Here is a 21,300-nt window from a genome sequence, read left to right as displayed (position 1 = left end):
CAAATGTATAAAGTTTTTGTAAACGACAAACCACTTTTTTTGACAAATGAAATCTCAAAGGAAACAGATTTCCAATTGTTCTTGTTGGAGAGTATTGATATCGAACAGCTTATTATAAAAATTTTTCAAAATAAAATTCAAAAAGCCATTCTATATCATCCCGATGAAAGTGAGATGATGAAAACCCTAAAAGCCAAAATTCCCGTGAATAAAGCGGGCGGAGGCTTTGTCTACAATAAGAAAGGCGAAGTCTTGTTTATCTTTAGAAACGGAAAATGGGACTTGCCAAAAGGCGGAATCGAGAAAGGGGAAGACATTGAAGCGACGGCTATGCGTGAGGTAGAGGAGGAGACAGGAGTCAACAAGCTTCGTATTACGAATAAACTCCAAAAAACCTATCATATCTTTAAACGCAACGGAAAATACAAACTCAAAATCACGCATTGGTTCGAAATGCAGTCTGATTTTGAAGGAACACCACACGGACAACTTGAAGAAGGAATCGAAAAAGTTGCCTGGTTAAACCCAGAGCAAATCAAAGAAGCACTTAAAAACTCATACGAAAACATTAAATTATTGTTTGAAGAGGGAGAAATTCCAACAGAAAAAATAGAAATACCAGTCGCTTATCGATCTGGACCAAGTTCTAAATAATTAAAATTAGGGCCTGCCACCAACAAAAAAAGACCCAATCAACTTTGCGTTCATTGGGTCTTTTTTTGTTGCTGTCGGGCTATCCGCGCTACTTTGGTAGCCTGCTTCTATCCCTCACGCGGAGATAAACTTTGTGGTTAGTTTGTTTCATGTTTAGAGTTTTAAGCTTTTTGCTGACGTGAGCGTCCCGTTCGTGCTAGCGGATATATTAATTTATTATTGATTCTGTTAATTCAATTCTTTTTATAAAGTGATTTAAATCAAGATCAACACCAGTATTTCTTGAACGTTCAATATTTTCAAAAATGTCTAGAAATTTTTCATTATTAGATTTGTTTACAACTGAATCGATTAATAAAGTGTTTCTTCTCAATTCAGAATTATACTTGTATATTTTATCGTTTCTTAAGTATGGATTGAGATAATTTGAATAAAATAGTAATAAATATGCTTCAGTCCACATTAGTAGTCTTTCTGTACCATTGTTTAGTTTATTTTTGATTATCGAATAAAATTTCTCTTGAAGCTCTGAAAATGATAATGTTTTAGATTTGATATTTATATAATAATCTTCATGAATTATTTTTATATAAATTAGAAAAAGAAATACTTCTGGAATTAAGTGTGTCCTTGCACCAAAAGCTCTCATTGCTAAGCGACAATGAGCAAAAATTTTTTCTTGCTGTCGGAGTGTTAATGAATCATTTGAAAATAAAATACGTGAAAATTCTAAGAATAGTCCTTTATCAGATTCTAATCCTAAATGCATTTTTCTAAAATCATGATCTAAAAAATCATCAAATTTGAAATAAGAATAAAGATATTTATAAAAAACATCTCTCTCAGGTTCTGGAATAGAATATTCAATATCAATAAAACGTTTTAAATATTCATTAGAATCTATTTTATCACTACCATAAACTCCACGTATTGCATTTCCAAGTTGTTCCTTATCAATCGATAGTATAAAAACAATGTCAGGAATTGAGAAAAAATGTTTTATCTGTTCAAGGATTGAAACAGAATAATTTGGTCTGCATCGATCTAATTCATCGATAATAAAAATTAATGGTTTTCCATTATTTGTTTTAGCTATAAAATTAGACAATTCTGTTCTGAATTCTTGAATACTTTTCTTTTTTTTAGAATATTCATTTACGTCATTTTCAAATAAATCAGCTACACCTTTAGATGCTTCTACAATAGCATCTTTAACTCCTTTCGTGTCTATGTATTTATCAACGACTGATTGTGCTACTATAGGTATTATATGTTTAGATAAAATAGAAGCTTTTTTTAATATTTTTTGAAATGCGGGGTCGGTAGGTTTATTTGTTAAAACTTTTAATTCGCCCATTAGAGCAACGAGAGGATTATTCTCAAAATCATTTTCCCAAGCATTAAAATATACTGTTTTAAAATCATTATTTTTTAAATCTTGCTCCCACATTTTAATAAATGTCGTTTTTCCAGTTCCCCATTTATTATTTATTGCAAGAACAAAACCTTCAGAATAAGCCTCAATAATTCCAGTTAAAACTTCTGAATACTTTTTCCTGTCCAATTTACAATTTGCAAATGGGTTTTCAGTTTCAATAATTATCTCTTTGTGTTTAATATTCATTGCTACTTAGATTTAAAATTTAGAATTTCAAATGTAAAATTTTAAAATAAAATGTTTTTGCGGAAAATCATAATTCGACTTTGACAAAGTTCTACACGCAAAGCTTTGCGATCTTATCGTTTGTTAAACTCAATCAAAGGAAAAAAACTTAGCGCACTTTGCGTTAAAAAAGCAATCAAAAAAATCTACAAAACACGATAAACAGGATATTGCATATGCGCCTTTTCATAATAAACAGAATGTTTGTAAATCCAATCCAATTGCGCTTCGGGATTTTTAGCAAAAGCAGGATCGTTTTGTTTTTTGGTTTCTAATTCTGCTTTTAGAGTTGGATTTTCTTTTAAAAGATTTGACGCAGTATCTTCAAAAATATATTCCGAGTAATGTTCTTTTTGCTGTAAAATTGGGTCGAAGAAATTCCAATTAAAGAACGAATCAATACCTTCTGGTTCAAAAGCTTCTAGAAGATATTTTACGCCTTTTTGGTTTGTTGGAACTAGGTAATCTCCTTTGGCGAAAGCCATTTTAACGATTTTAGAAGTTACCGTTGTATTTCGGTGTAAATAATGTCCTTCGTAGGCAGAAGGAACAGTTTTAAAATCGGCGATTCTGTAGCTTTCGACTTCTATAATGGTATCGTTTTTAATCTCTTTAAACGAGATATTATTGTTTTTCAAAAGGTCAATAATATTCCAATAGCCACGCGGAATGATATAAGCAGACGGAATAACAACTTCTTTTTGCGATTTGAATTCTTTGATATACGGAACGTCTTTTTTATATGGTTTGCTTCGGTCGTAATACAAACGATCTCCTGTTGTAGCCTCGCTTTTTTTGTAACCTGCTTCATATCCTAAAAAAGAAAAAGTTGTCGCTTTTGTGCTGTCCAATTCCCATTTTAAAGTGTATGATTTTTTAGGCTGATATTGCTCTAAATTCTTTACTCTTAAATCTTTTATTTTTTGATAATTCGCATCGGTAAAATCCAATGTCGATTTCATGTATTCGTACGTCATTTTTACGCGTTCGGCGTATTTTTTCAGCATGTGCGTTTCGACCACAAAACCAATTGTATTAAACAAAGAGGTATAACCCGTAGTATATCGCGGACTATCTACAAACTGCCCAAAACCTTTGTCTGGCGTATCTTTAAACGAATCGACATACGGTGTAGTTTCAATTTTCTTTTTCTGAAGATCTTTTACCAAAGCCGGCATCATTTCGTCATTCATGAAATCACCCAAAACTTTTCCTAGTTTGTTGTGCTGTGTCATGATGTACGTTAGTTTGTATTGATAATCAGAACCGTTACTCACGTGATTATCGATAAAAACATCAGCGTTTATTTTCTGGAAAATCTCCACAAAACTCTTCGTATTTCGAGTATCCGATTTCATTAAATCACGATTCAAATCATAATTTCTCGCATTTCCTCTAAAACCATAAATCTCTGGCCCGTCTTGGTTGGCGCGAGTTGTTGAATTTCTATTTAATGCACCGCCAATATTATAAACTGGAATGGTAACCAAAACGGTGTTTTTTGGCGCTTTTATTTTTCTTGTTGCCAAATCTCTGTAGAATTGCATTGTAGCATCGATTCCGTCAGGTTCTCCAGCGTGGATTCCGTTATTGACAAACAAAACGGCTTTGGTTTTCTGGATTTTATCAAAATCAAATTCCTTATCAGGATTAAAAGTAATCATGTGCAAAGGTTCACCAGAATCGGTCAATCCCATTTCTTTCATTTGAATCGTTGGGAAATCATCGGCAAGCATTTTCCAATAAGCGATAGTTTCTTGATAAGAAGCCGATTGATTTCCGTTTCCTTTCTCAAAAAACGTATCGTATTTTTTGTTGTTTTGAGCAGTAATGGTTATAGTGAGAAGTGAAAAGAGAAATGTAAAAAGTTTCATGGTTTTGGGTTTAATAGGAATCAAATATAAGTTTTTATTTGTTTAAAAGTTTCAAGTTTCAGGTTTCAAGTTGATATGCTTTATGGTTATTTTTCTCCCGCAGATTTGGCAGATTTTGGAGGTTTTTTATTTTAATATTTAATCTGATTGATCTGCCAAATCTGCGAGAGAAAAAATCTTCTCGACAGCTATTTAAATTGCAGCTAAAAAACATGAAACAAAGAAAACCTTAAACATGAAACAACTTTTAATTACTTTTGCAAAATGAATAAAAAACACCATTCCAACGATATACTTTCGAATTTAGGGATTCAGAGTCTGAACGAAATGCAAGAAATGGCACACGATGCTGTTTTAAACGAAAACAATACTTTATTACTTTCTCCAACTGGATCAGGTAAAACATTGGCTTTCCTGCTTCCAGTTTTAGAATTGTTACAGCCAGAAGTATTGTCTGTTCAGTGTTTGATTTTGGTTCCATCGCGCGAACTTGGACTTCAAATTGAACAGGTTTGGAAAAAAATGGGAACGCAATACAAAGTCAATATTTGTTATGGCGGGCATTCAATAGAAACTGAAATCAAAAATTTAAGCAATCCGCCAGCGGTTTTAATTGGAACGCCTGGAAGAATTGCGGACCATATAGAAAGAGAAACTTTTAGAACAGATAAAATTCAGACTTTAATTTTAGACGAGTTTGATAAATCGTTGCAATTAGGTTTTCACGAACAAATGTCGTTTATAATTGGAAGATTATCGCGAGTAAACAAACGCGTTTTGGTTTCGGCAACTTCAGATATCGAAATTCCGAAATATACACGAGTTGTCAATCCGGTTGTTTTGGATTTTATTCCAGAGGAAGAAGAAAAAGCAAATCTTTCGATGAAAATGGTGATTTCGCCTTCAAAAGATAAACTGCAAAGCTTATTCAATTTGATATGTTCTTTAAAGTCAGAATCGGCAATTATTTTTTGTAATCATCGTGATGCTGCAGAACGTATTAGCGATACTTTAAACGAAAAAGGAATTTATTCTGTGTATTATCATGGCGGAATGGATCAAGAAGAGCGTGAGCGTGCTTTAATTCAGTTTAGAAATGGAAGTGTAACTTATCTTGTAACAACCGATTTGGCTGCAAGAGGTTTGGATATTCCAGAAATGAAACACGTAATTCATTATCATCTTCCATTAAAAGAAGACGAATTTACGCATAGAAATGGGCGTACAGCGCGTATGCAAGCAACAGGAACGGCGTATGTTATTATTCACGAAAGCGAAAAACAATTAGATTACATTGATTATGAAATGGAGGTTTTGGATGTTGAAGGAAAAGTTTCGCTTCCAAATCCGCCTCAATTTCAAACTATTTACATCAGTGGCGGAAAAAAGACAAAACTGAACAAATTTGACATTGTTGGGTTCTTTTCGCAAAAAGGAAAATTAGAGAAAGAAGATTTAGGATTAATTGAAGTCAAAGATTTTGTTTCGTTTGCGGCGGTAAAATACAATAAAGTAAAAGATCTGCTAAAAAACATTAAAGATGAAAAAATGAAAGGGAAGAAGTTTAAAATCGAAGTTGCCCGTAATGTCATCAAGAAAGTAGAAGAGGAGAAAAGAGGAAAATATTAGTTTAAATTAAATGATTTTTAGTACAAAAACAGATTTTGTATCATGAAATTTTAGTTTTTATCTTGTTGTTTTTCAGTGTTTTATTTTTGTTTAACTAACTTTTACAATTTTATGTTAAAAAAATAATGAATTGATAGGGGTTTTTTCAATATTTCTATGTTTTTTTGTGTTCGTAAAATTGTAAACCCCAAATACTATATGAAAAAGATTATTACTCTTGCCGCATTGTTTTTTAGTTTTGTTTCGTTTGCACAGGTTAAGGTTCTAGAAACAGTTCCTGTAGAAAAATTAGGAAAAGTAAACAACAACTACATTCAGAAAATTGGTGACGAATACACTGTGTATTACACTATCGTTCAAAGTGATGATGATTCGACTTTAAGAAAATTTTCATTCAAGAACATCGATAATGCTTATAACTCTTTATACAACATTATCATGGGTGGATTTACAGCTTCTCCGTTGTATGATATCAAATTAGAGTTACCTAACAACTACATTTGGTTGCACTACACAGGTAATGTGGTTCCAGACAAAGCTACAGTTCAGTTTATGGTTTCTGGTAAAGAAAGAGACGCAGCAACAAACAACGTTTCTGAGCCATTCGTAAAAGATCAAATCAGTAAATTATTCCAAAAATAATTCTTTTTTGAGGTTCAAAGCCTCGAAGGGACAAAGGGACAAAGTTTTTTTTAAGACTTATCTCTTATTAGCACAAACAAAAAAGCTGTTCGATTAGAACAGCTTTTTTGTTTTAGGCTCAAACAACAAAGGTTCAAAGATTTGATTCCAATTAGAAATCTTTGTCCCTTTGAACCTTTGTTACTTTGTCCCTGAAAAGAGACTATATTTTCTTCACATATTGCGTAATAATCACAATCTGCTGGCCATCGACTTTTCCTTCAATGTATTCAGCGTTTTCATGATCTAAACGGATGTTTCTAACAGCAGTTCCTTGTTTGGCAACCATGCTTGATCCTTTTACTTTTAAATCTTTGATTAAAACAACAGAATCTCCATGCTGTAGTACTACGCCGTTACTGTCACGGTGAACTAATTTATTTTCGTCATCTTCGCCTTCTCCAGTTGCTTTTGCCCATTCTAGGGTATCTTCGTCAAGATACATCATATCTAGTAATTCTTGTGGCCATCCTGCAGCGCGCATACGGCTTAACATTCTCCAAGCAACAACTTGTACAGGAATATTTTCATTCCACATACTGTCGTTCAGGCATCTCCAGTGATTTAAATCTACGTTGTCTGGATTTTCAATTTGGTCAATACAAGTGTTACAGGCTAATATAGCTTCGTCAATTCCTCCTTTTTTAGTTGGTAGGACTTGATAAACTTTTAAATTCTCTTCATTACCGCAAAGTTCGCATTTAGATCCGCTTCGTTTGCTTAATTCTCTCTCGATACTCATTATTTGGTGTTTGTTTTAAAAATGCGAAATTACTTATAATTTGCTTCGCTGGCAAGTTTATGGTTTGTTGTTTTATTTTGAAAAGCAATTAGTTTCGTAATCTTTAATGAATTCTATTAATACCTCTTCGTCTTTAATTTTAATTTCGTCATTATTAATTTTATCATAGGAAGTTTTACAATCTTCAATTGCAGGAAGCATGTCATTTTTGGTAATTAATCGGCCTAACCCCATTGCAGGCATTTTCGCATAGTTTTTATCTGCTTTTTTAATGACATATATTCTTATTATATGGCTATGCGATATTTTATTTAAAACTTTATAAAGCTTTATTTTATTAGAGTATAAAATTTGAGCAAAAGTTGTTTCGTCAACACTTTCAAAAGGAATTATTTCTTTTTCTAATCTAATTTTAAAGCTTTTTAAATCTTTTGGTAGATAAGTTTTAGTAACTCCATTTTCGATAACGGTAATTTTATCTTGTAAATAAATTAATCGGTTAACATTGAAAGATGAAGCATCTAGTTTTATTTCAACACTTAAAGTGTCATTTTTTGCTGTTACTATTTGACCAAAATATTTTTGACCAAAAGAAATGTTACAAAAGATTAATAGTAAAAAAGAGGTAATTATTTTGGTTAATGTCATAAATTAATGAGTTGTGATTATTTTTATTTTTTTACCCTAACTGCATCTGGAACCAGCATCTCATATTCGCCACCATGACGCAATACATCACGTACAATGCTCGAACTGATGAATGAAGTACTTGCAGCTGTAAGCAAGAAAACGGTTTCTATTTTAGACAGTTTTCTATTGGTGTGTGCAATTGCTTTTTCGAATTCGAAATCGGCTGGGTTGCGTAAACCTCTTAAAATGAAGTTAGCTTTTTCTTTTTTTGCCAAATCGATTGTTAAGCCTTCGTAAGTTATAACCGAAACTTTTGGTTCGTCTTTGAAGGTTTCTTCTATAAAACGTTTTCTTTCTTCTAATGAAAACATGTATTTTTTTTCGGCATTGACACCAATAGCAATTACAATTTCGTCAAATAAAGGAATTCCTCTTTTGATAATGTCTTCGTGTCCAAGTGTAATAGGGTCAAATGATCCTGGGAATATGGCTTTACGCATTTTTTTTCTTTTTAAAGGTTTAAAGCTACAAAGGCGCAAAGGCACAAAGGCTTTTTTTGAGGTTCTAAGATTTTGAGTTGCTAAGCTACTAAGATTTTTTCTTTTTTACGTTTAAAGATATGGAGGTACAAAGTTTTTTTAGTTTTTAAAGTGGTATTTTATAATTTTGATCTTGATTTTCAAGTTGTCTTGATCTTCTGATTTTTATTATTTCATCATTTTTGTAAAGCTCTAAAAGACCTTTTCTAGAATAATTTACTTTGCGATCAGAATAATTTTCAGCTTTATCGAGATCATCAGCTTCGTATGGTAAATAAGCATCATAATCGTTGTGCGTTGTATAAACACTGTCTTTTGTAATTTTATCTATTTTCAGAGTAGAATAATAGCCATTCGAAAATTTTAAATTGTAGACATCGCCCTTTAATGGAGTATTTATTAATAAACTGGTTTCGTCTTTTTCCTGCCAATAATTATTTAAGCTGTATATTAAATACAGAGCAATTATAATACTTCCTGAAAACATCCAAACTGAACTTTGCAACTTCTCATTTCGAAGCTTTTCTTGGATATCTTCTGATAGCTCTTCATAATCAAAATAATGATCACATTGATTGCAATGAATGTTTACGGTTTTTCCAACGGGAAATAAAGGAATTAAGGTTATGTAAACATATTTTCTAAAAATACTAAAATGCAACGTGTCAAAGCTCTCACAATTCGGACATTTTTTGCCTGACAGTAAACCATTTTTTACATTTGAATCGTTTGTTCCAATTAAGAAAAGCATTTTTTTAGGATCTAAGGTTCTGAGTCGCTAAACTACTAAGATTTTTTCTTTTTTTGGTTCAAAGGCTCAAAGATACAGAGGTACAAAGTTTTTTTTAGGTTCTAAGGTTCTGAGTTGCTAAGCTGCTAAGATTTTTTTTTAAACTTAAAATATGCCAAGTTTTGGAATTTGGAATTTAAATTTTGGAATTTAAAAATTTATGTAATCCTCTTCGTATTAATAGATTCTACCCACTCCTCTTTTTTGCAGACTTGACATACAGCGGTTCCGCTTTTTTGTTCTTGGGTATGACCGCAGAAAGTACAGGAATAAATGCCATCTTTTGGAATGAATTTACTTTTAGCATAAAATAAAGAAGGAAGAATAGGAAGGCCGTATCCTACTTCTTCATCTTCATAGAAATACACACTAATTTCACCACTCGTCTCAATATAGGCATGTTTTACTTGTCCTAAATGTTCAATAGACCGAATTCGTAATTCAGTGAAAAATTCGTCCTGTGCTAAACTTTCTTTTTTAAAAGTCGAAACAGAAAACTTGCCGTCTTTGATTAAACATTCGGTTTTACCTTCAATGAATTCTTCAAATTTTTTACTTTTCCCTGTCAGCCAAGTTACTGATCGGTATAAAATAATAATTACTGTAAAAACTATTAAAGCGGGAATAATGCCGACATCTTCATAAAACATTGGGTCGCCTGCAGCAGAACCTAAGGCGATAATAATCACTGTTTCGAAAATAGACAATTGTTTAACACCGCGTTTTCCTGCTAATTTAAGTGTCAGCAATAGAACAATAAACATAATTGTTGAACGAAAAATAACTTCGAAAACAAAGCTTTCTGGCAGATTGTTAAAAAGTAGTCTTTCCCATTCAAATATTTGTTTCATTTTTTAAGCAGATAAGGTTTTGAGATACTAAGATACTACCTTTTGGTGTTTACAATGTATCTTAATTTCCATGTTTTGACCGTGATTTTTTATGTAAATTTTGATAAATAATGAATCAATCTTTTGAATAGAAACCATAAAAAAAAGGTGCTGAAATTCTATAATTTCAGCACCTTAGTATCTTGGAGACATTTATTAAGCTAAAGCTAACTCAATCGCATTTGTAAATAAATCTTCTAGAGAAATTCCAGCCGCTTTTGCTTGTTGCGGGATTAAACTTTCGGTTGTTAGACCTGGAATGGTGTTCATTTCAAGCATGTGCGGTTCGCCGTTTACAATGATGAATTCGCTTCTTGAGAAACCTCTCATTTTTAAAACTTCGTACGCGCGTTTTGCAGTTTCTGACACTTTTTTAGTCAGTTCGTCAGAAATTCTTGCTGGTGTGATTTCTTGCGATTTTCCTTCGTATTTTGCTTCGTAATCGAAGAAATCATTGTCTGATACAATTTCTGTAATCGGTAAAACGATAATTTCGCCTTTGTAATTGATAACTCCCACAGAAACTTCAGTTCCGTCAAGGAAACTTTCAATGATGATTTCGTTATCTTCTTTGTAAGCCACTTCAATTGCAATTGGCAATTCAGCTTCTGTTTTTACTTTTGAGATTCCGAAACTTGAACCTGCTTTGTTTGGTTTTACGAAACAAGGAAGTCCAACTTTTTTAACGATTTCGGCAGTATTGATTTCGTCTCCTTTGTTCAAGTAATAAGAAATTGCTGTTTTGATTCCGTATGGTTTTAAAACCGACAATAAATCTCTTTTATTGAATGTTAAAGCCGATTGGTAATAATCGCAAGAAGATTGTGGCAGACCGATTAATTCGAAATAAGCTTGCATTAAACCGTCTTCGCCTGGAGTTCCATGAATGGCGTTGAAAACACAGTCAAATGTGATTTTTTCACCGTTTACTGTAACTGAAAAATCATTTCTATCAATTGGAAATTCGGCATCGTTTTGGTCAACGTACACCCATTTTTCTTTGAAAATGTGAATACGGAATCCGTTGTATTTTGTTTTGTCAAGATATTGATACACGACGTTCCCGCTGATTAAAGATATTTTGTATTCGCTGGAATAGCCGCCCATGATGATGGCAATGTTTTTCATGTTTTTATTTTGGATTTTTAATTTGTTTCAAGTTTTGATGAAAATCGCTTAAATCTGTTTTGAAACTTTAATTTGATATATGATTTTTTAATAAATAACGTTCTTATGAAACCAAGTGTCTTAGCCCTGATAGAAGCGGCATCCTTTTGTGCCGGGGTTCGGCGCAAAAGATACAGCGGATAGCAGGAAACAGCTCCTGAAAATTATCCTTCGACTTCGCTCAGGATGACAATCATGGCACTTTCTTGTTTTAAACAAAATTATCATTTTTTTTGAAACGAAATACTTTATCTTTGTCGCTATTAAAAATAAATTTATGAGTTTACGTCAGTATTTAACAAGCCGAGTTTTTTTCTTGCAATTGCTTGCTGCGGCAGCAATTATTGCGCTTATTGGTTATTTATTTATGCATTGGTTGACTTTTACAACTGATCACGGACACGAAATTGCTGTTCCGAATTTGTCTAAATTGACTGAAGAACAAGTTGAAGAAAAATTGGATGAACTAGATTTAGATTACGTTCTATTGGATAGTGTTGATTACAGAAGTGAATTCCCAAAATATAGCGTTGTAGAGCAAGATCCGTTGCCTGGAACAAAGGTTAAAGTGGGTAGAAAAATTTATATTAAGATTAATGCGTCTGGTTTTTCGTCTGTAAAAATTCCAGATTTAATCGAGAAAACATATCGTGAAGCTGTACCAACGTTAAAAGCGTTAGGTCTTGAACCAGGAACGATTACATATATTCCAAATCTTGGAAAAGATATGGTTTTGGAAATGCGTTTGAAAGGAAGAAACTTAAAAGTAGGAGATCGCGTGCTTAAAGCTTCTAAAATTGATTTGGTTTTAGGAGACGGAAAAGCAAGTTATGTAGATGATAGTCAGGCAGACAGTACTGCAGTGCCTGTAGAAACCCCAGCAGATGAACAATAATATTGAAGAAAATTTAGATCTAGAAGACGAATTATTCGAACATTATAGATTTGAAGTCCCAAAAGGTCAAGCGTTTTTGCGTATTGACAAATATTTAATGTATTTGATTCCGAATGCCACACGAAATAAAATTCAGAACGCGGCAACTAATGGAAACATTTTTGTGAATGATATTCCGGTAAAATCAAATTATAAAGTAAAACCTTTTGATGTGATAACGGTTATGTTGTCGCATCCTCCGTTTGAAAACCATATTCTTCCTGAAGATATTCCGTTGAATATTGTTTATGAAGACGACGCTCTTTTATTGATTAATAAAGAGCCTGGAATGGTTGTGCATCCTGGCCACGGGAATTATACTGGAACTTTGGTAAATGCTTTGGCGCATCATTTTGATAATTTGCCAATGAATAGCAGCGAACGCCCAGGTTTGGTTCATAGAATTGATAAAGATACTTCTGGTCTTTTGGTTGTGGCTAAAACAGAAGCTGCAATGACGCATTTAGCAAAGCAGTTTGAAGCTAAAACTACCGAGCGCGAATATATTGCTCTTGTTTGGGGAAATGTTGTGGCTGACAGCGGTACAATTGAAGGAAATCTTGCTAGACATTTGAAAGATCGTATGCAAATGGCGGTTTTTGACGATCCAGAAATCGGTAAACCTGCTATTACGCATTATAAAGTTTTAGAACGTTTTGGTTATGTAACTTTGATTTCTTGTAAATTAGAAACGGGTAGAACACATCAGATTCGTGCGCACATGAAACACATCGGGCATCCGTTGTTTAATGATGAGCGTTACGGCGGTCATTTGATTTTGAAAGGAACGACTTTTACAAAATACAAACAGTTTATCGAAAATTGTTTTAAAGCTTTACCACGTCAAGCATTGCATGCCAAAACACTTGGATTTGTTCATCCAACTACTGGCGAAATGATGCGTTTTGATACTGAACTGCCTCAGGATTTTAAGGATTGTATTGAGAAATGGCAAAATTATGTGAAGTCGCATAATGTTGAGGATGAATCGTAATTATAGAATTAGAGAATTTGTCAATTAGATAATTTCTTTCTTTACATAATAAAATAGAAAAAGCTCCTTTTTGGGAGCTTTTTTATGATTCTATTTTGACATTTCGATTAAGAAATATTGAGATTTTTTCTGCTATTTCATGCGCATCTTTTTCTAATAACTGTTTCTTTATGATGTAGTCATTTGATGAAATAGGAAAAACATCCAAATAGACCATCCAGCCTAAGCTATATTTTCCACGAAGATAAATAACATTTACAGATTGTAATTTATATAATTTGCAATGAAATTTATTATTAATGTACAAATCTTCATCTCTAATACTAAGCACATGAAATTTGTTTCTGTACCATTCAAAGTAATCATTAAATAGGACATAAGTGATTGCTGACATTGCAATGATTATAGAGATAATTGTTTCAGCTAATAGTTCAGGATTTAAACGACTGACGATTAATAGCAATATTGAAAAGAAAATTATCCAAGGAATAATTAGTGATTTTTTATTGAAATAAAATGAAATCGTCATTTCGTTATCACCATTCTGCAATATCTCGTATTTTTCCATTTGCAGCGAATCTTTTTTAGAAAGTTTTAATTGTTAAACCCGTTATTTTGACTTCTCCGTTGGTTATGAAACCAAGTTTTCCTTTTTGGTTTAGATTGCTTTTTTCAAGAGAACATTCTAAAGTTGTTTTATCATTTACAGAAAAGTATAATTGATTGTTTATAATTTTAATTTTTGCAGCATACCATTTATTGTTTTCTAATTGCATTGGTTTTCTAAACAACGTTTTTCCGCCTCGTTTGCCATACGAATCATCTTTTTTATTGTACATTCCATCGCCAATTACAATGTTTTGATCAATTTGATACAAGTAAGTTCGAATGTATTTTTCTTTGTCCAAATTGAGCATGATTTCGAATAAAGATGCATTTGTCATGTTGACTTTAAAATCAATTTCATAATTCTTTGGAAGCTGTTTTTTAGAAACCAAAACTCCCCAAGGCGAAAGCGAACCGTTTCCTGTAAGAGTATCATTTTTTAAAATCCATTCTTTAGAATTGATTGTCCAATTTGATTTAAGTTCTTTTGAATTGTTTAAAGTATATTCTTTTTTTACTGTTGAAATTGTGCCAGAACACGAAATCAAGATTAATTGTAAAAAAAGAAATACTACAAATTTTATTTTCATTTAATTTAATTCTGAATGATATTTTATTTTTCCGATTGATCCTGTTTCTGAAGGCAAAAGTTCGAAAACAGAAGTAGGAGCAAGACCTTGTTCAATTCGGTGTGAAACATAAATAATACTCACATTTGTTTCTTGTTTGATAGTATTTATTAATTGAATAACTAAATCTACATTTTCGTCGTCTAAACCTTCAACTGGTTCGTCTAAAATTAATAATGGCGGATGTTTTAAAACAGCACGAACAATTAATGCTACACGTTGTTGTCCAATAGATAGATCTATAAAACGCTTTTTTCTTAAATGCGTCATTTCAATAACTTCAAGCCATTGATTTACAATTTGTTTTTGATGTGTTGTTGGTTCAGTATAAAGTCCAATAGAATCAAAGAAACCCGATAAAATCATTTGTTCCAACGTATGGCCTTTTTGAAATAAATCGGTCATAGAAGTTGTGAAAATTCCAATTTGTTTCTTGATTTCCCAAACACTTTCGCCAGTACCTTTTTTTCTTCCAAACAAAAATAAATTCTGCCCAAAACCTTTCGGATTATCTCCTGTAATTAAGGATAAAATAGTACTTTTTCCAGAACCATTCGGACCAATTAATTGCCAGAATTCGCCTTGTTTTATTGTCCAAGAAATCTTGTTTATGATTTTTCTTTCTTCGTAGCTTACCGAAACATCTTCTAATTTTATTAATACATTATCTTGAAAAGAATGTGTTTCAGTAGCTTTCGGGATTGAAGCTGTATTTAATGTTTTAAAATGATTTTCGTTTTTTACAAAAGGGTGTAATTCAAATGAATTGTCTTTAATTAAAGCTTTATTTGGAACAAAATCTAACACGTCGACATTACGATTCAATAATTGAATAATAGCAATAGAATCGGTTAAATTTTCAAGAGATTTAGCTAAAACAGCTCTAGAAGCCTGATCTAAATGATCAAACGGATTGTCGAAAATGATAAAATCTGGTTTTTGGTCAATGCAATAACGTAAAAACTCTTTTTTGCGTTCTCCAGAAGAAAAAGTTCGCAATTGTCTATTTGAAGTTGTTGAAGCTTCAACGCTGTCGTATTGAAACTCTTTTTCAATAAATTTTTCAATTGAAATATCAGAGAAAAGAATTCCTTTTTGATTATTAAAGACTGCTAATTCTCCTTTGGCTTCTCCGTTTAATATATTGTCTATAAAAGCTTTTTTATTTACCTGATTAGATAAAAGTATATCCCAGTGTTGCATTGTAATTTTTTAATATTATTTATTCTCTTTTAATGCCATTTCGCGATCGTTTCTTGACCATTCGCTCCACGAACCCACATATAATTTAGGAATTGGAAGTCCTGCGTAATCCATTGCTAATAATGTGTGACAAGCTGTAACGCCAGAACCGCAATGAACAATTGTATTTTCTGTTTTTTTATTTCCAAGAATTGCATTGTATTTTTCGGCCAATTCATCGGCAGATTTAAACAATCCGTTTTCGTCTAAATTTTCAGTTAATGGAACATTGATAGCTCCAGGAATATGTCCTGCAATTAAATCCAGAGGTTCTGTTAAGCCATTATAGCGGTTTTCATCGCGAACATCGATTACGATATTTTGATCATTTTTACGAGCTTTTTCGACTTCTTTAATATCTGCTAAAGCTAATTTCCATTTTTGCGAAGGATATGCTGTTTTTTCAAAAGTCTCATTTCCAGAATTTATTGGAAAACCAGCTTGAATTCCAGTTTGATAACCGCCATTTAAAACCTGAATTTTTTCATGTCCAATCGCACGCATCATCCACCAGAATCGCGCGGCAAAATTGGAGCCGTTTTTATCATCATAAACCACAACGTGATCTGAAGGCGAAATTCCTAATGAAGAAAGTGTTTCTGCAAATTCTTCAGGAGAAGGCAAAGGATGTCTTCCTCCATTTGCCGGATTTTCTGGAATATTTGCCAAATCACGATTTAAATCGACAAAACGAGCGGCTTTTAAATGTTCGTTTTGATAAGATTCAAAAGTGTTTGCACCAGCTCGAGCATCAATTAAAATGATTTTTGAAGTGGTATTTAATTCGATTAATTCTTGAGCTGTAATTAATGGAGAAATAGTAGACATTTTTTATTTTTTCTTCGAATTTCCAAGCCAAAGCAAGGCATTCAATATTAACTGACTTTGTGTTTTATTTTCAAAAGTGTACGATAAGGTTTTGTTCGTTCCGCCTTCATAATCAATATCATTGTGCCCCATATTTACGTACAGCATTTTATATTTTTTGTTTGTCCAAACAACGGGATAATAACCGCTATGCCAGATTTCGTGAGCTTTTGGACCAGTTCCTAAAGGGAAACTAGATTCATCAATGGCCAATAAAATTTCAATGTCTGGATTTTTGGTTAAATCATTCGACCATCTGTACCATTCGTTTGGAGCAGAACTAAATTTTGTAGGCAGATTTTTGGTTACAGAATGCTGATTTTCTACTCTCAAAACTGCCGAAGTTGGTTTCCAAGTATTGCTTCCATATTCGCCAGAACCCAAGAAAGTGTTGTGATACCAATTCCAATCTTGCGGATAACTCGAATCATTTAAAGCAAATGCCGAAAAATGAAATCCAATGAAACCGCCACCGTTTTCCATATATTTTTGAAAAGCTTCTCGCTGTTCTTTTTTCTCAGGTCTTGTGTCTAAAAACAAAACAACTTGATATTTAGCCAAAAACTTAGCATTTAAATTATCCCAATTACTGGTCGAATCGTATTGAAAATGATTCTCTGCCGCTAATTTCGGGAAGTATTTATTGGCTTCATGCACAAAACTAATATGCGCCTGATCGTTTTTTGCGGTATAAAAAGCAATGACTTTAAATTTTGAATGTTCTTTTTTGTTTTGGGAAAAGCCAAAGAAAGAAACGATTAAAGCCAAAAGCAAAATGCTTTTTTTGAAGATGGTTTGTTGATTTTGGTTGAAAATAGTCATGAATATTGAAGTGATTAAACAGGAATTTTTTCGATTAAAATTTCATGTTCCGATTTATCAAAATAGGTACAAGTCATTTCAACAATATCAACGCGCCATTTTGCAATTCCAGCTTGCGCACAATGATTGCAAAAAGTCATATAATCGGTTTCTCCGTGCTGGTGTTTTACCAAATTTTCAATAAAAAGTTCTTTGTTTGCAAAATCAGCTACTTTAATTTCTGGATATTTTTCTTCAGCTGCAGCGGTATAATTATTTAAACCGAAATAAACAGTGCTTCCATCATGTACGTAAGTGTCATATCCTTTTACGCCTAAAATGATTAAATCCTGAATGTAATTTGGAAAATCTGCGCCTGATTTTACTTTCGAATGTGCTTCTTTTATCTGTTCTATTGTAAACATATTTATATAGTTTTTAGGTTAGGTTTTTTTGCTACGAATTCACGAATTATATTTAATAATTTAAAAAACAAATTCGTGAATTCGTGGAGAAAAAAAATTATTTCAAAAATACGATTAATGATTTTATAAATGCATCAAAAGATTCAATATGTGGTAAGTGCCCCGTATTTGGAATTTCCGCCAATTTTGAATTCGGAATTGCCTTTTGTGTCTTTTTGCCCAATTCAGCATAATTTCCCATTGTTTTTTGAACTTCTGCTGAAACCAAAGGCTTTCCTAAAGCAGTTTTATCTCTCGTTCCTATAATTAAAAGTGTCGGACTTTTGATGTTTTTGAATTCATACAAAACGGGTTGCGTAAAAATCATATCGTACAAAAGAGCAGAGTTCCAAGCTACACGATCATAATCTGGTGCAGTGGTCCATCCAGCACCAAGTTCAGCCCATTTTTGATAATTGGCATTCCATTTTCCATCATAATAATTTGCCATTTGGTATTTTTTGATGCCCTCGTAATTCTGTTTCAATTCTGATTCGTACCACCAATCGACAGGTTTGTAAGGAACAATCAATTTCCAATCTTCCAAGCCAATTGGGTTTTCTAAAACTAATTTTTCTGTCGTTTCAGGATACATCAAAGCAAAACGTGTCGCCAACATTCCGCCCATAGAATGACCTAAAATCGTTGTTTTTTGAATTCCTAAATGATCTAAAAGTCTTTTGGTATTTTCGGCTAATTGCTGAAAAGTATATTGAAAATTATCTGGTTTTGTCGATTTCCCGAAACCAATTTGATCAGGGACAATTACTCGAAAACCTTCTTTTGTCAAAGCTTTAATCGTGGTTTCCCAGTAAGCACCATTGAAATTTTTTCCGTGAAGTAAAACAACATTTTTATTGTTGTAATTATCAGGTTTAATATCCATGTAAGCCATTTTAAGAGCTTGGCGCTGATTGCTTAACTCTAAAAATTGTACAGGAAATGGATATTCATAATTTGTTAAATTAATATCTAAAGGCTTTATTTTTCCTTCTTGAGATGAAGCTAAAAAAGGAATAAATAATGCTAAAAGTTTCAGGATTTTCATTTGATGGACTTTTTTGTTTTTTATAATTATAAAGTTAAACCGAACCATTTTCAAAACAAAACCTAAAATCTTAAAGTTATCAGAAAAAAAGTATTTAAAAGGGTTTCAATGTTTTTGATGTCGATAATCGATGATTTATTGAAGTTTTATCGATTAAATGATGTTGATTATGAAAATAATGCATTTTAACGAGTAATGTGGTACTTTAAGGAAATTCTTTCATTAACATTGAAATTGTGCGTAATTTTAATATAAGAATGTTGTAAGCCTAAAAAATAGTATTATGAAAAAAACGATACTTTTACTCCTGCTCACAGTCCCCACATTTGCCCAAGAACTCAATACTTTTGATTTCGCCGTTATAAATTCAACCTTAATTTCACCAAATATCGATCTTGATAAAGGCCGAAGCGTTGTCTCGGCAAATGAAGATCAATATTCGGCTTATTTTCAGTATGCTTTTAATATGTGCGACGACGATATTATTGTAGGCGCTGGAATTGATAAGTCGGAAATTGATAGGACTTATGTTGGCTACATTGGAAAAATTTGCGAAAAATTTAGAGCTACAATTGGCATTGGTTATCTCGAATCGAGGAGTGGTTACGAAGGAACTTTTACAGGTTTTAGTATTTCCTGGCATTTTTCTGAGAACACTTATATTGGTGGAAATCTCGAAAATCTGCATTCGACAAGTATTGATTATGAAACCGATGAAAGTTTCGATTATTATCAGAAGCTGGTTCCAAAAGTCTTTGGAAGCTATGAAATTATTCCGCATGTTATTGCTTTTGGACAGCTGAGTTCAAGAGTAAATGACATTGCTTTAAAATATCAGGTTAACCGATTTTCGGCTGGAGGATTTTATTCTGGACATTCAGTAGGAGGGATCTTTGGTACTTTGAATATTGGGCGATTTGCAATTTCCTGCAGTACAACTTTTGAAAAAGTAAATTTTGGATTAAAGTTTGAATAATATGCCTAGATAAATTTTTGATTTGAAAGAAGAAATCCCAAAAACAAATTTAAAATTGCTTTTGGGATTTTCTGATTTAATATCATTATTCGTTTTTACAAACCAACAAAATCATCGCTTTTTGGAAAAATACTCAAGGCTTGAATCGCAATTTCTGGCGTTGGAGAAGCTAATTTTCGCAACTTTGTATCCATCCATGCGCCGTCAACAGTAATTGTCGCACAAAGCGTGTCGTCTTCTCTTCTAAATTCATGAATGATTGACCAGCGAGAAGCATCGGCTTTCATTTTTGAAGTTTTAGTATGAATGAATATTTTATCAGAAAGTTTTAATTCTTTTCTAAAAACGCATTCTTCTCTGAACAAAACAGGACCGAAACCTTGCGTTTGCATTACTTTTAAAGTTAAACCCAATTCTTCAAGGATTTCAATACGATGCTGTGCGCCAAAATCGTAATAAGCGCTGTGGCGAACGTGAAAATTTGGATCAAGATCTGACCAGCGAAAAGATATTTCTTTTGTAAATGAAGCCATTTTTAATATTGTATTTTATTGAAAAACCGAAATTACGAATAAAAAATAAATGAATAGCATAAAATTATTATGCGTGCATATATTTTTTTCTTGTCAGATTGTAAATGGGGTATCGAATAATCTATTTTGAAAGCAGTTTTTTAATTTCGCTTGCTATATTGTCCAAGTTTCCTTCATCATTTCCTACTGTTACATATTTTATAATTCCGTTTTGATCAATTAAAAAGTTTTTAGGAATTGCATTTTTGGCATATTGATTCCATATTATTTCCTTTGAATCAATACCGAAATTAAAATCGAGACCATCTTTTTTTAACTTCACTACTTTTTTAGCAACTGCAGTTTCAGTTTCCCCACTTGAAATGGCTAAAAAGACAAAATTATCATTTTTAAAAGGTTCAAGAATTTTTGATGGAATATCGTAAAACTCTTGTAAGCACGGTGCACACCAAGTTGCCCAGAAATTAACCAGTACCACTTTTCCTTTCAAATCAGAAAGCTTTACTTCTTTTCCGTCTACAAGTTTTAAAGTGAAGTCTTTGGCTTTGTCGTTTACATTTAAGAGAAATTGCTCTTGTTTTTCTGGAGTTTGTTGTTCTGCAACATCGGTTTTAAGCTTTTTATCGTTTTCGATTTTTTCCTGTTCAGTAAAAACTTCTACGACCACTATAAACTATCTGTCGCCAATTTTATCGCCAAATTTTTTTGCTAGTTCATTTCGTTCTTGTTCACTAACGCCTTTATTCATTGATTTGATATAACCTTCATTGCCGTATTTCATTACCTGTTCCATTGTGGCAATTTCGTTGTTGATTATGATGACAGTTTCAGGTTTTTTTGCGACTTGGTTTTGTGCGTAAAAAAATTGCGTTGCGAGCAATATCGCAAGATAAATGGTTTTTTTCATGTGATTGATTTTTGATTGTTTGATGATTGATGATTTTGTT

Annotated in this window: 24 protein-coding genes; 6 read left to right on the top strand and 18 right to left on the bottom strand. The window is 32.5% G+C overall.

What is annotated here, in order from left to right; genetic code table 11:
- The first annotated feature begins 3 nt into the window (after positions 1 to 3).
- A complete protein-coding gene (locus OD917_RS18495; RefSeq protein ID WP_263524904.1) occupies positions 4 to 654 on the top strand; it encodes an NUDIX hydrolase in 651 nt (216 codons plus the stop codon).
- Positions 655 to 862: 208 nt separating this feature from the next.
- Here OD917_RS18495 and OD917_RS18490 read toward each other — a convergent pair whose 3' ends face one another.
- Both OD917_RS18490 and OD917_RS18485 read right to left on the bottom strand, forming a co-directional pair.
- Positions 863 to 2,278, bottom strand: a complete 1,416-nt coding sequence (locus OD917_RS18490; RefSeq protein WP_263524903.1) for a KAP family NTPase — start codon at positions 2,276 to 2,278, stop codon at positions 863 to 865.
- Between the two features lie 185 nt (positions 2,279 to 2,463).
- Positions 2,464 to 4,191 carry a M14 family metallopeptidase gene (locus OD917_RS18485; RefSeq protein WP_263524902.1) on the bottom strand — a complete coding sequence of 576 codons (1,728 nt, stop codon included), beginning with the start codon at positions 4,189 to 4,191 and terminating at the stop codon, positions 2,464 to 2,466.
- A gap of 264 nt (positions 4,192 to 4,455) precedes the next feature.
- Here OD917_RS18485 and OD917_RS18480 point away from each other — a divergent pair, with 264 nt between their 5' ends.
- Together OD917_RS18480 and OD917_RS18475 are read left to right on the top strand one after the other, a co-directional pair.
- Positions 4,456 to 5,820, top strand: a complete 1,365-nt coding sequence (locus OD917_RS18480; protein ID WP_263524901.1) for a DEAD/DEAH box helicase — start codon at positions 4,456 to 4,458, stop codon at positions 5,818 to 5,820.
- 198 nt (positions 5,821 to 6,018) lie between these two features.
- On the top strand, positions 6,019 to 6,462 hold the full coding sequence (locus OD917_RS18475) for a hypothetical protein (RefSeq protein WP_111283618.1): 444 nt from the start codon (positions 6,019 to 6,021) through the stop codon (positions 6,460 to 6,462).
- 202 nt (positions 6,463 to 6,664) lie between these two features.
- On the opposite strand, the gene OD917_RS18470 is transcribed toward OD917_RS18475, so the two are convergent.
- The 6 genes from OD917_RS18470 to OD917_RS18445 form a co-directional block, all read right to left on the bottom strand.
- The gene (locus tag OD917_RS18470; protein ID WP_263524900.1) at positions 6,665 to 7,243 is read right to left on the bottom strand and encodes a PhnA domain-containing protein; all 579 of its coding nucleotides are present in this window, start codon (positions 7,241 to 7,243) and stop codon (positions 6,665 to 6,667) included.
- Positions 7,244 to 7,315: 72 nt separating this feature from the next.
- Entirely contained in the window at positions 7,316 to 7,891 is a 576-nt protein-coding gene (locus tag OD917_RS18465; protein WP_263524899.1) for a hypothetical protein, read from the bottom strand.
- A gap of 23 nt (positions 7,892 to 7,914) precedes the next feature.
- Positions 7,915 to 8,373: a pantetheine-phosphate adenylyltransferase gene (gene coaD / locus OD917_RS18460; protein WP_026729362.1), complete on the bottom strand. Its 459-nt coding sequence runs from the start codon at positions 8,371 to 8,373 to the stop codon at positions 7,915 to 7,917.
- Positions 8,374 to 8,518: 145 nt separating this feature from the next.
- Positions 8,519 to 9,163, bottom strand: a complete 645-nt coding sequence (locus tag OD917_RS18455; protein WP_263524898.1) for a hypothetical protein — start codon at positions 9,161 to 9,163, stop codon at positions 8,519 to 8,521.
- 197 nt (positions 9,164 to 9,360) lie between these two features.
- Positions 9,361 to 10,053 carry a DUF421 domain-containing protein gene (locus OD917_RS18450; protein WP_263524897.1) on the bottom strand — a complete coding sequence of 231 codons (693 nt, stop codon included), beginning with the start codon at positions 10,051 to 10,053 and terminating at the stop codon, positions 9,361 to 9,363.
- A 195-nt stretch (positions 10,054 to 10,248) separates the two neighbouring features.
- On the bottom strand, positions 10,249 to 11,220 hold the full coding sequence (locus OD917_RS18445) for a D-alanine--D-alanine ligase (protein ID WP_129748597.1): 972 nt from the start codon (positions 11,218 to 11,220) through the stop codon (positions 10,249 to 10,251).
- Positions 11,221 to 11,536: 316 nt separating this feature from the next.
- On the opposite strand from OD917_RS18445, the gene OD917_RS18440 reads away from it, so the two are divergent.
- Positions 11,537 to 12,154 (top strand): PASTA domain-containing protein, encoded by a 618-nt coding sequence (locus tag OD917_RS18440; RefSeq protein ID WP_129748598.1) that lies wholly within the window; start codon positions 11,537 to 11,539, stop codon positions 12,152 to 12,154.
- Complete coding sequence (locus OD917_RS18435) at positions 12,144 to 13,187, top strand: RluA family pseudouridine synthase (protein ID WP_263524896.1); 1,044 nt, start codon at positions 12,144 to 12,146, stop codon at positions 13,185 to 13,187. Before OD917_RS18440 ends, OD917_RS18435 begins: the two co-directional genes overlap by 11 nt.
- A gap of 82 nt (positions 13,188 to 13,269) precedes the next feature.
- Here OD917_RS18435 and OD917_RS18430 read toward each other — a convergent pair whose 3' ends face one another.
- The 7 genes from OD917_RS18430 to OD917_RS18400 form a co-directional block, all read right to left on the bottom strand.
- Positions 13,270 to 13,755 carry a hypothetical protein gene (locus OD917_RS18430; RefSeq protein WP_263524895.1) on the bottom strand — a complete coding sequence of 162 codons (486 nt, stop codon included), beginning with the start codon at positions 13,753 to 13,755 and terminating at the stop codon, positions 13,270 to 13,272.
- Between the two features lie 16 nt (positions 13,756 to 13,771).
- A complete protein-coding gene (locus OD917_RS18425) occupies positions 13,772 to 14,383 on the bottom strand; it encodes a family 16 glycoside hydrolase (protein ID WP_263524893.1) in 612 nt (203 codons plus the stop codon).
- Positions 14,384 to 15,625: an ATP-binding cassette domain-containing protein gene (locus OD917_RS18420; protein ID WP_263524892.1), complete on the bottom strand. Its 1,242-nt coding sequence runs from the start codon at positions 15,623 to 15,625 to the stop codon at positions 14,384 to 14,386.
- A 15-nt stretch (positions 15,626 to 15,640) separates the two neighbouring features.
- Positions 15,641 to 16,492 carry a sulfurtransferase gene (locus OD917_RS18415; protein WP_263524891.1) on the bottom strand — a complete coding sequence of 284 codons (852 nt, stop codon included), beginning with the start codon at positions 16,490 to 16,492 and terminating at the stop codon, positions 15,641 to 15,643.
- 3 nt (positions 16,493 to 16,495) lie between these two features.
- On the bottom strand, positions 16,496 to 17,353 hold the full coding sequence (locus tag OD917_RS18410; RefSeq protein WP_263524889.1) for a ThuA domain-containing protein: 858 nt from the start codon (positions 17,351 to 17,353) through the stop codon (positions 16,496 to 16,498).
- Positions 17,354 to 17,367: 14 nt separating this feature from the next.
- Complete coding sequence (locus OD917_RS18405) at positions 17,368 to 17,757, bottom strand: DUF1398 domain-containing protein (protein ID WP_111283643.1); 390 nt, start codon at positions 17,755 to 17,757, stop codon at positions 17,368 to 17,370.
- 97 nt (positions 17,758 to 17,854) lie between these two features.
- Positions 17,855 to 18,844: an alpha/beta fold hydrolase gene (locus OD917_RS18400; protein WP_263524888.1), complete on the bottom strand. Its 990-nt coding sequence runs from the start codon at positions 18,842 to 18,844 to the stop codon at positions 17,855 to 17,857.
- Between the two features lie 283 nt (positions 18,845 to 19,127).
- Between OD917_RS18400 and OD917_RS18395 the strand changes: the two genes are divergently transcribed.
- On the top strand, positions 19,128 to 19,820 hold the full coding sequence (locus OD917_RS18395) for a hypothetical protein (protein ID WP_263524886.1): 693 nt from the start codon (positions 19,128 to 19,130) through the stop codon (positions 19,818 to 19,820).
- Positions 19,821 to 19,915: 95 nt separating this feature from the next.
- On the opposite strand, the gene OD917_RS18390 is transcribed toward OD917_RS18395, so the two are convergent.
- The 3 genes from OD917_RS18390 to OD917_RS18380 all read right to left on the bottom strand — a co-directional run bounded on the left by OD917_RS18390 (position 19,916) and on the right by OD917_RS18380 (position 21,260).
- Positions 19,916 to 20,353: an acyl-CoA thioesterase gene (locus tag OD917_RS18390; protein WP_057122622.1), complete on the bottom strand. Its 438-nt coding sequence runs from the start codon at positions 20,351 to 20,353 to the stop codon at positions 19,916 to 19,918.
- 121 nt (positions 20,354 to 20,474) lie between these two features.
- Complete coding sequence (locus OD917_RS18385; protein ID WP_263524885.1) at positions 20,475 to 21,020, bottom strand: peroxiredoxin family protein; 546 nt, start codon at positions 21,018 to 21,020, stop codon at positions 20,475 to 20,477.
- A gap of 6 nt (positions 21,021 to 21,026) precedes the next feature.
- Entirely contained in the window at positions 21,027 to 21,260 is a 234-nt protein-coding gene (locus OD917_RS18380) for a hypothetical protein (RefSeq protein ID WP_263524884.1), read from the bottom strand.
- Positions 21,261 to 21,300 lie beyond the last annotated feature (40 nt).

The sequence above is a fragment of the Flavobacterium sp. SH_e genome (genome assembly GCF_025717045.1).
In the GTDB taxonomy this organism is placed as follows: domain Bacteria; phylum Bacteroidota; class Bacteroidia; order Flavobacteriales; family Flavobacteriaceae; genus Flavobacterium.
The sequence above is the reverse complement of the archived record's forward strand: the minus strand, read 5'-3'. Positions and strand labels throughout refer to the sequence as shown.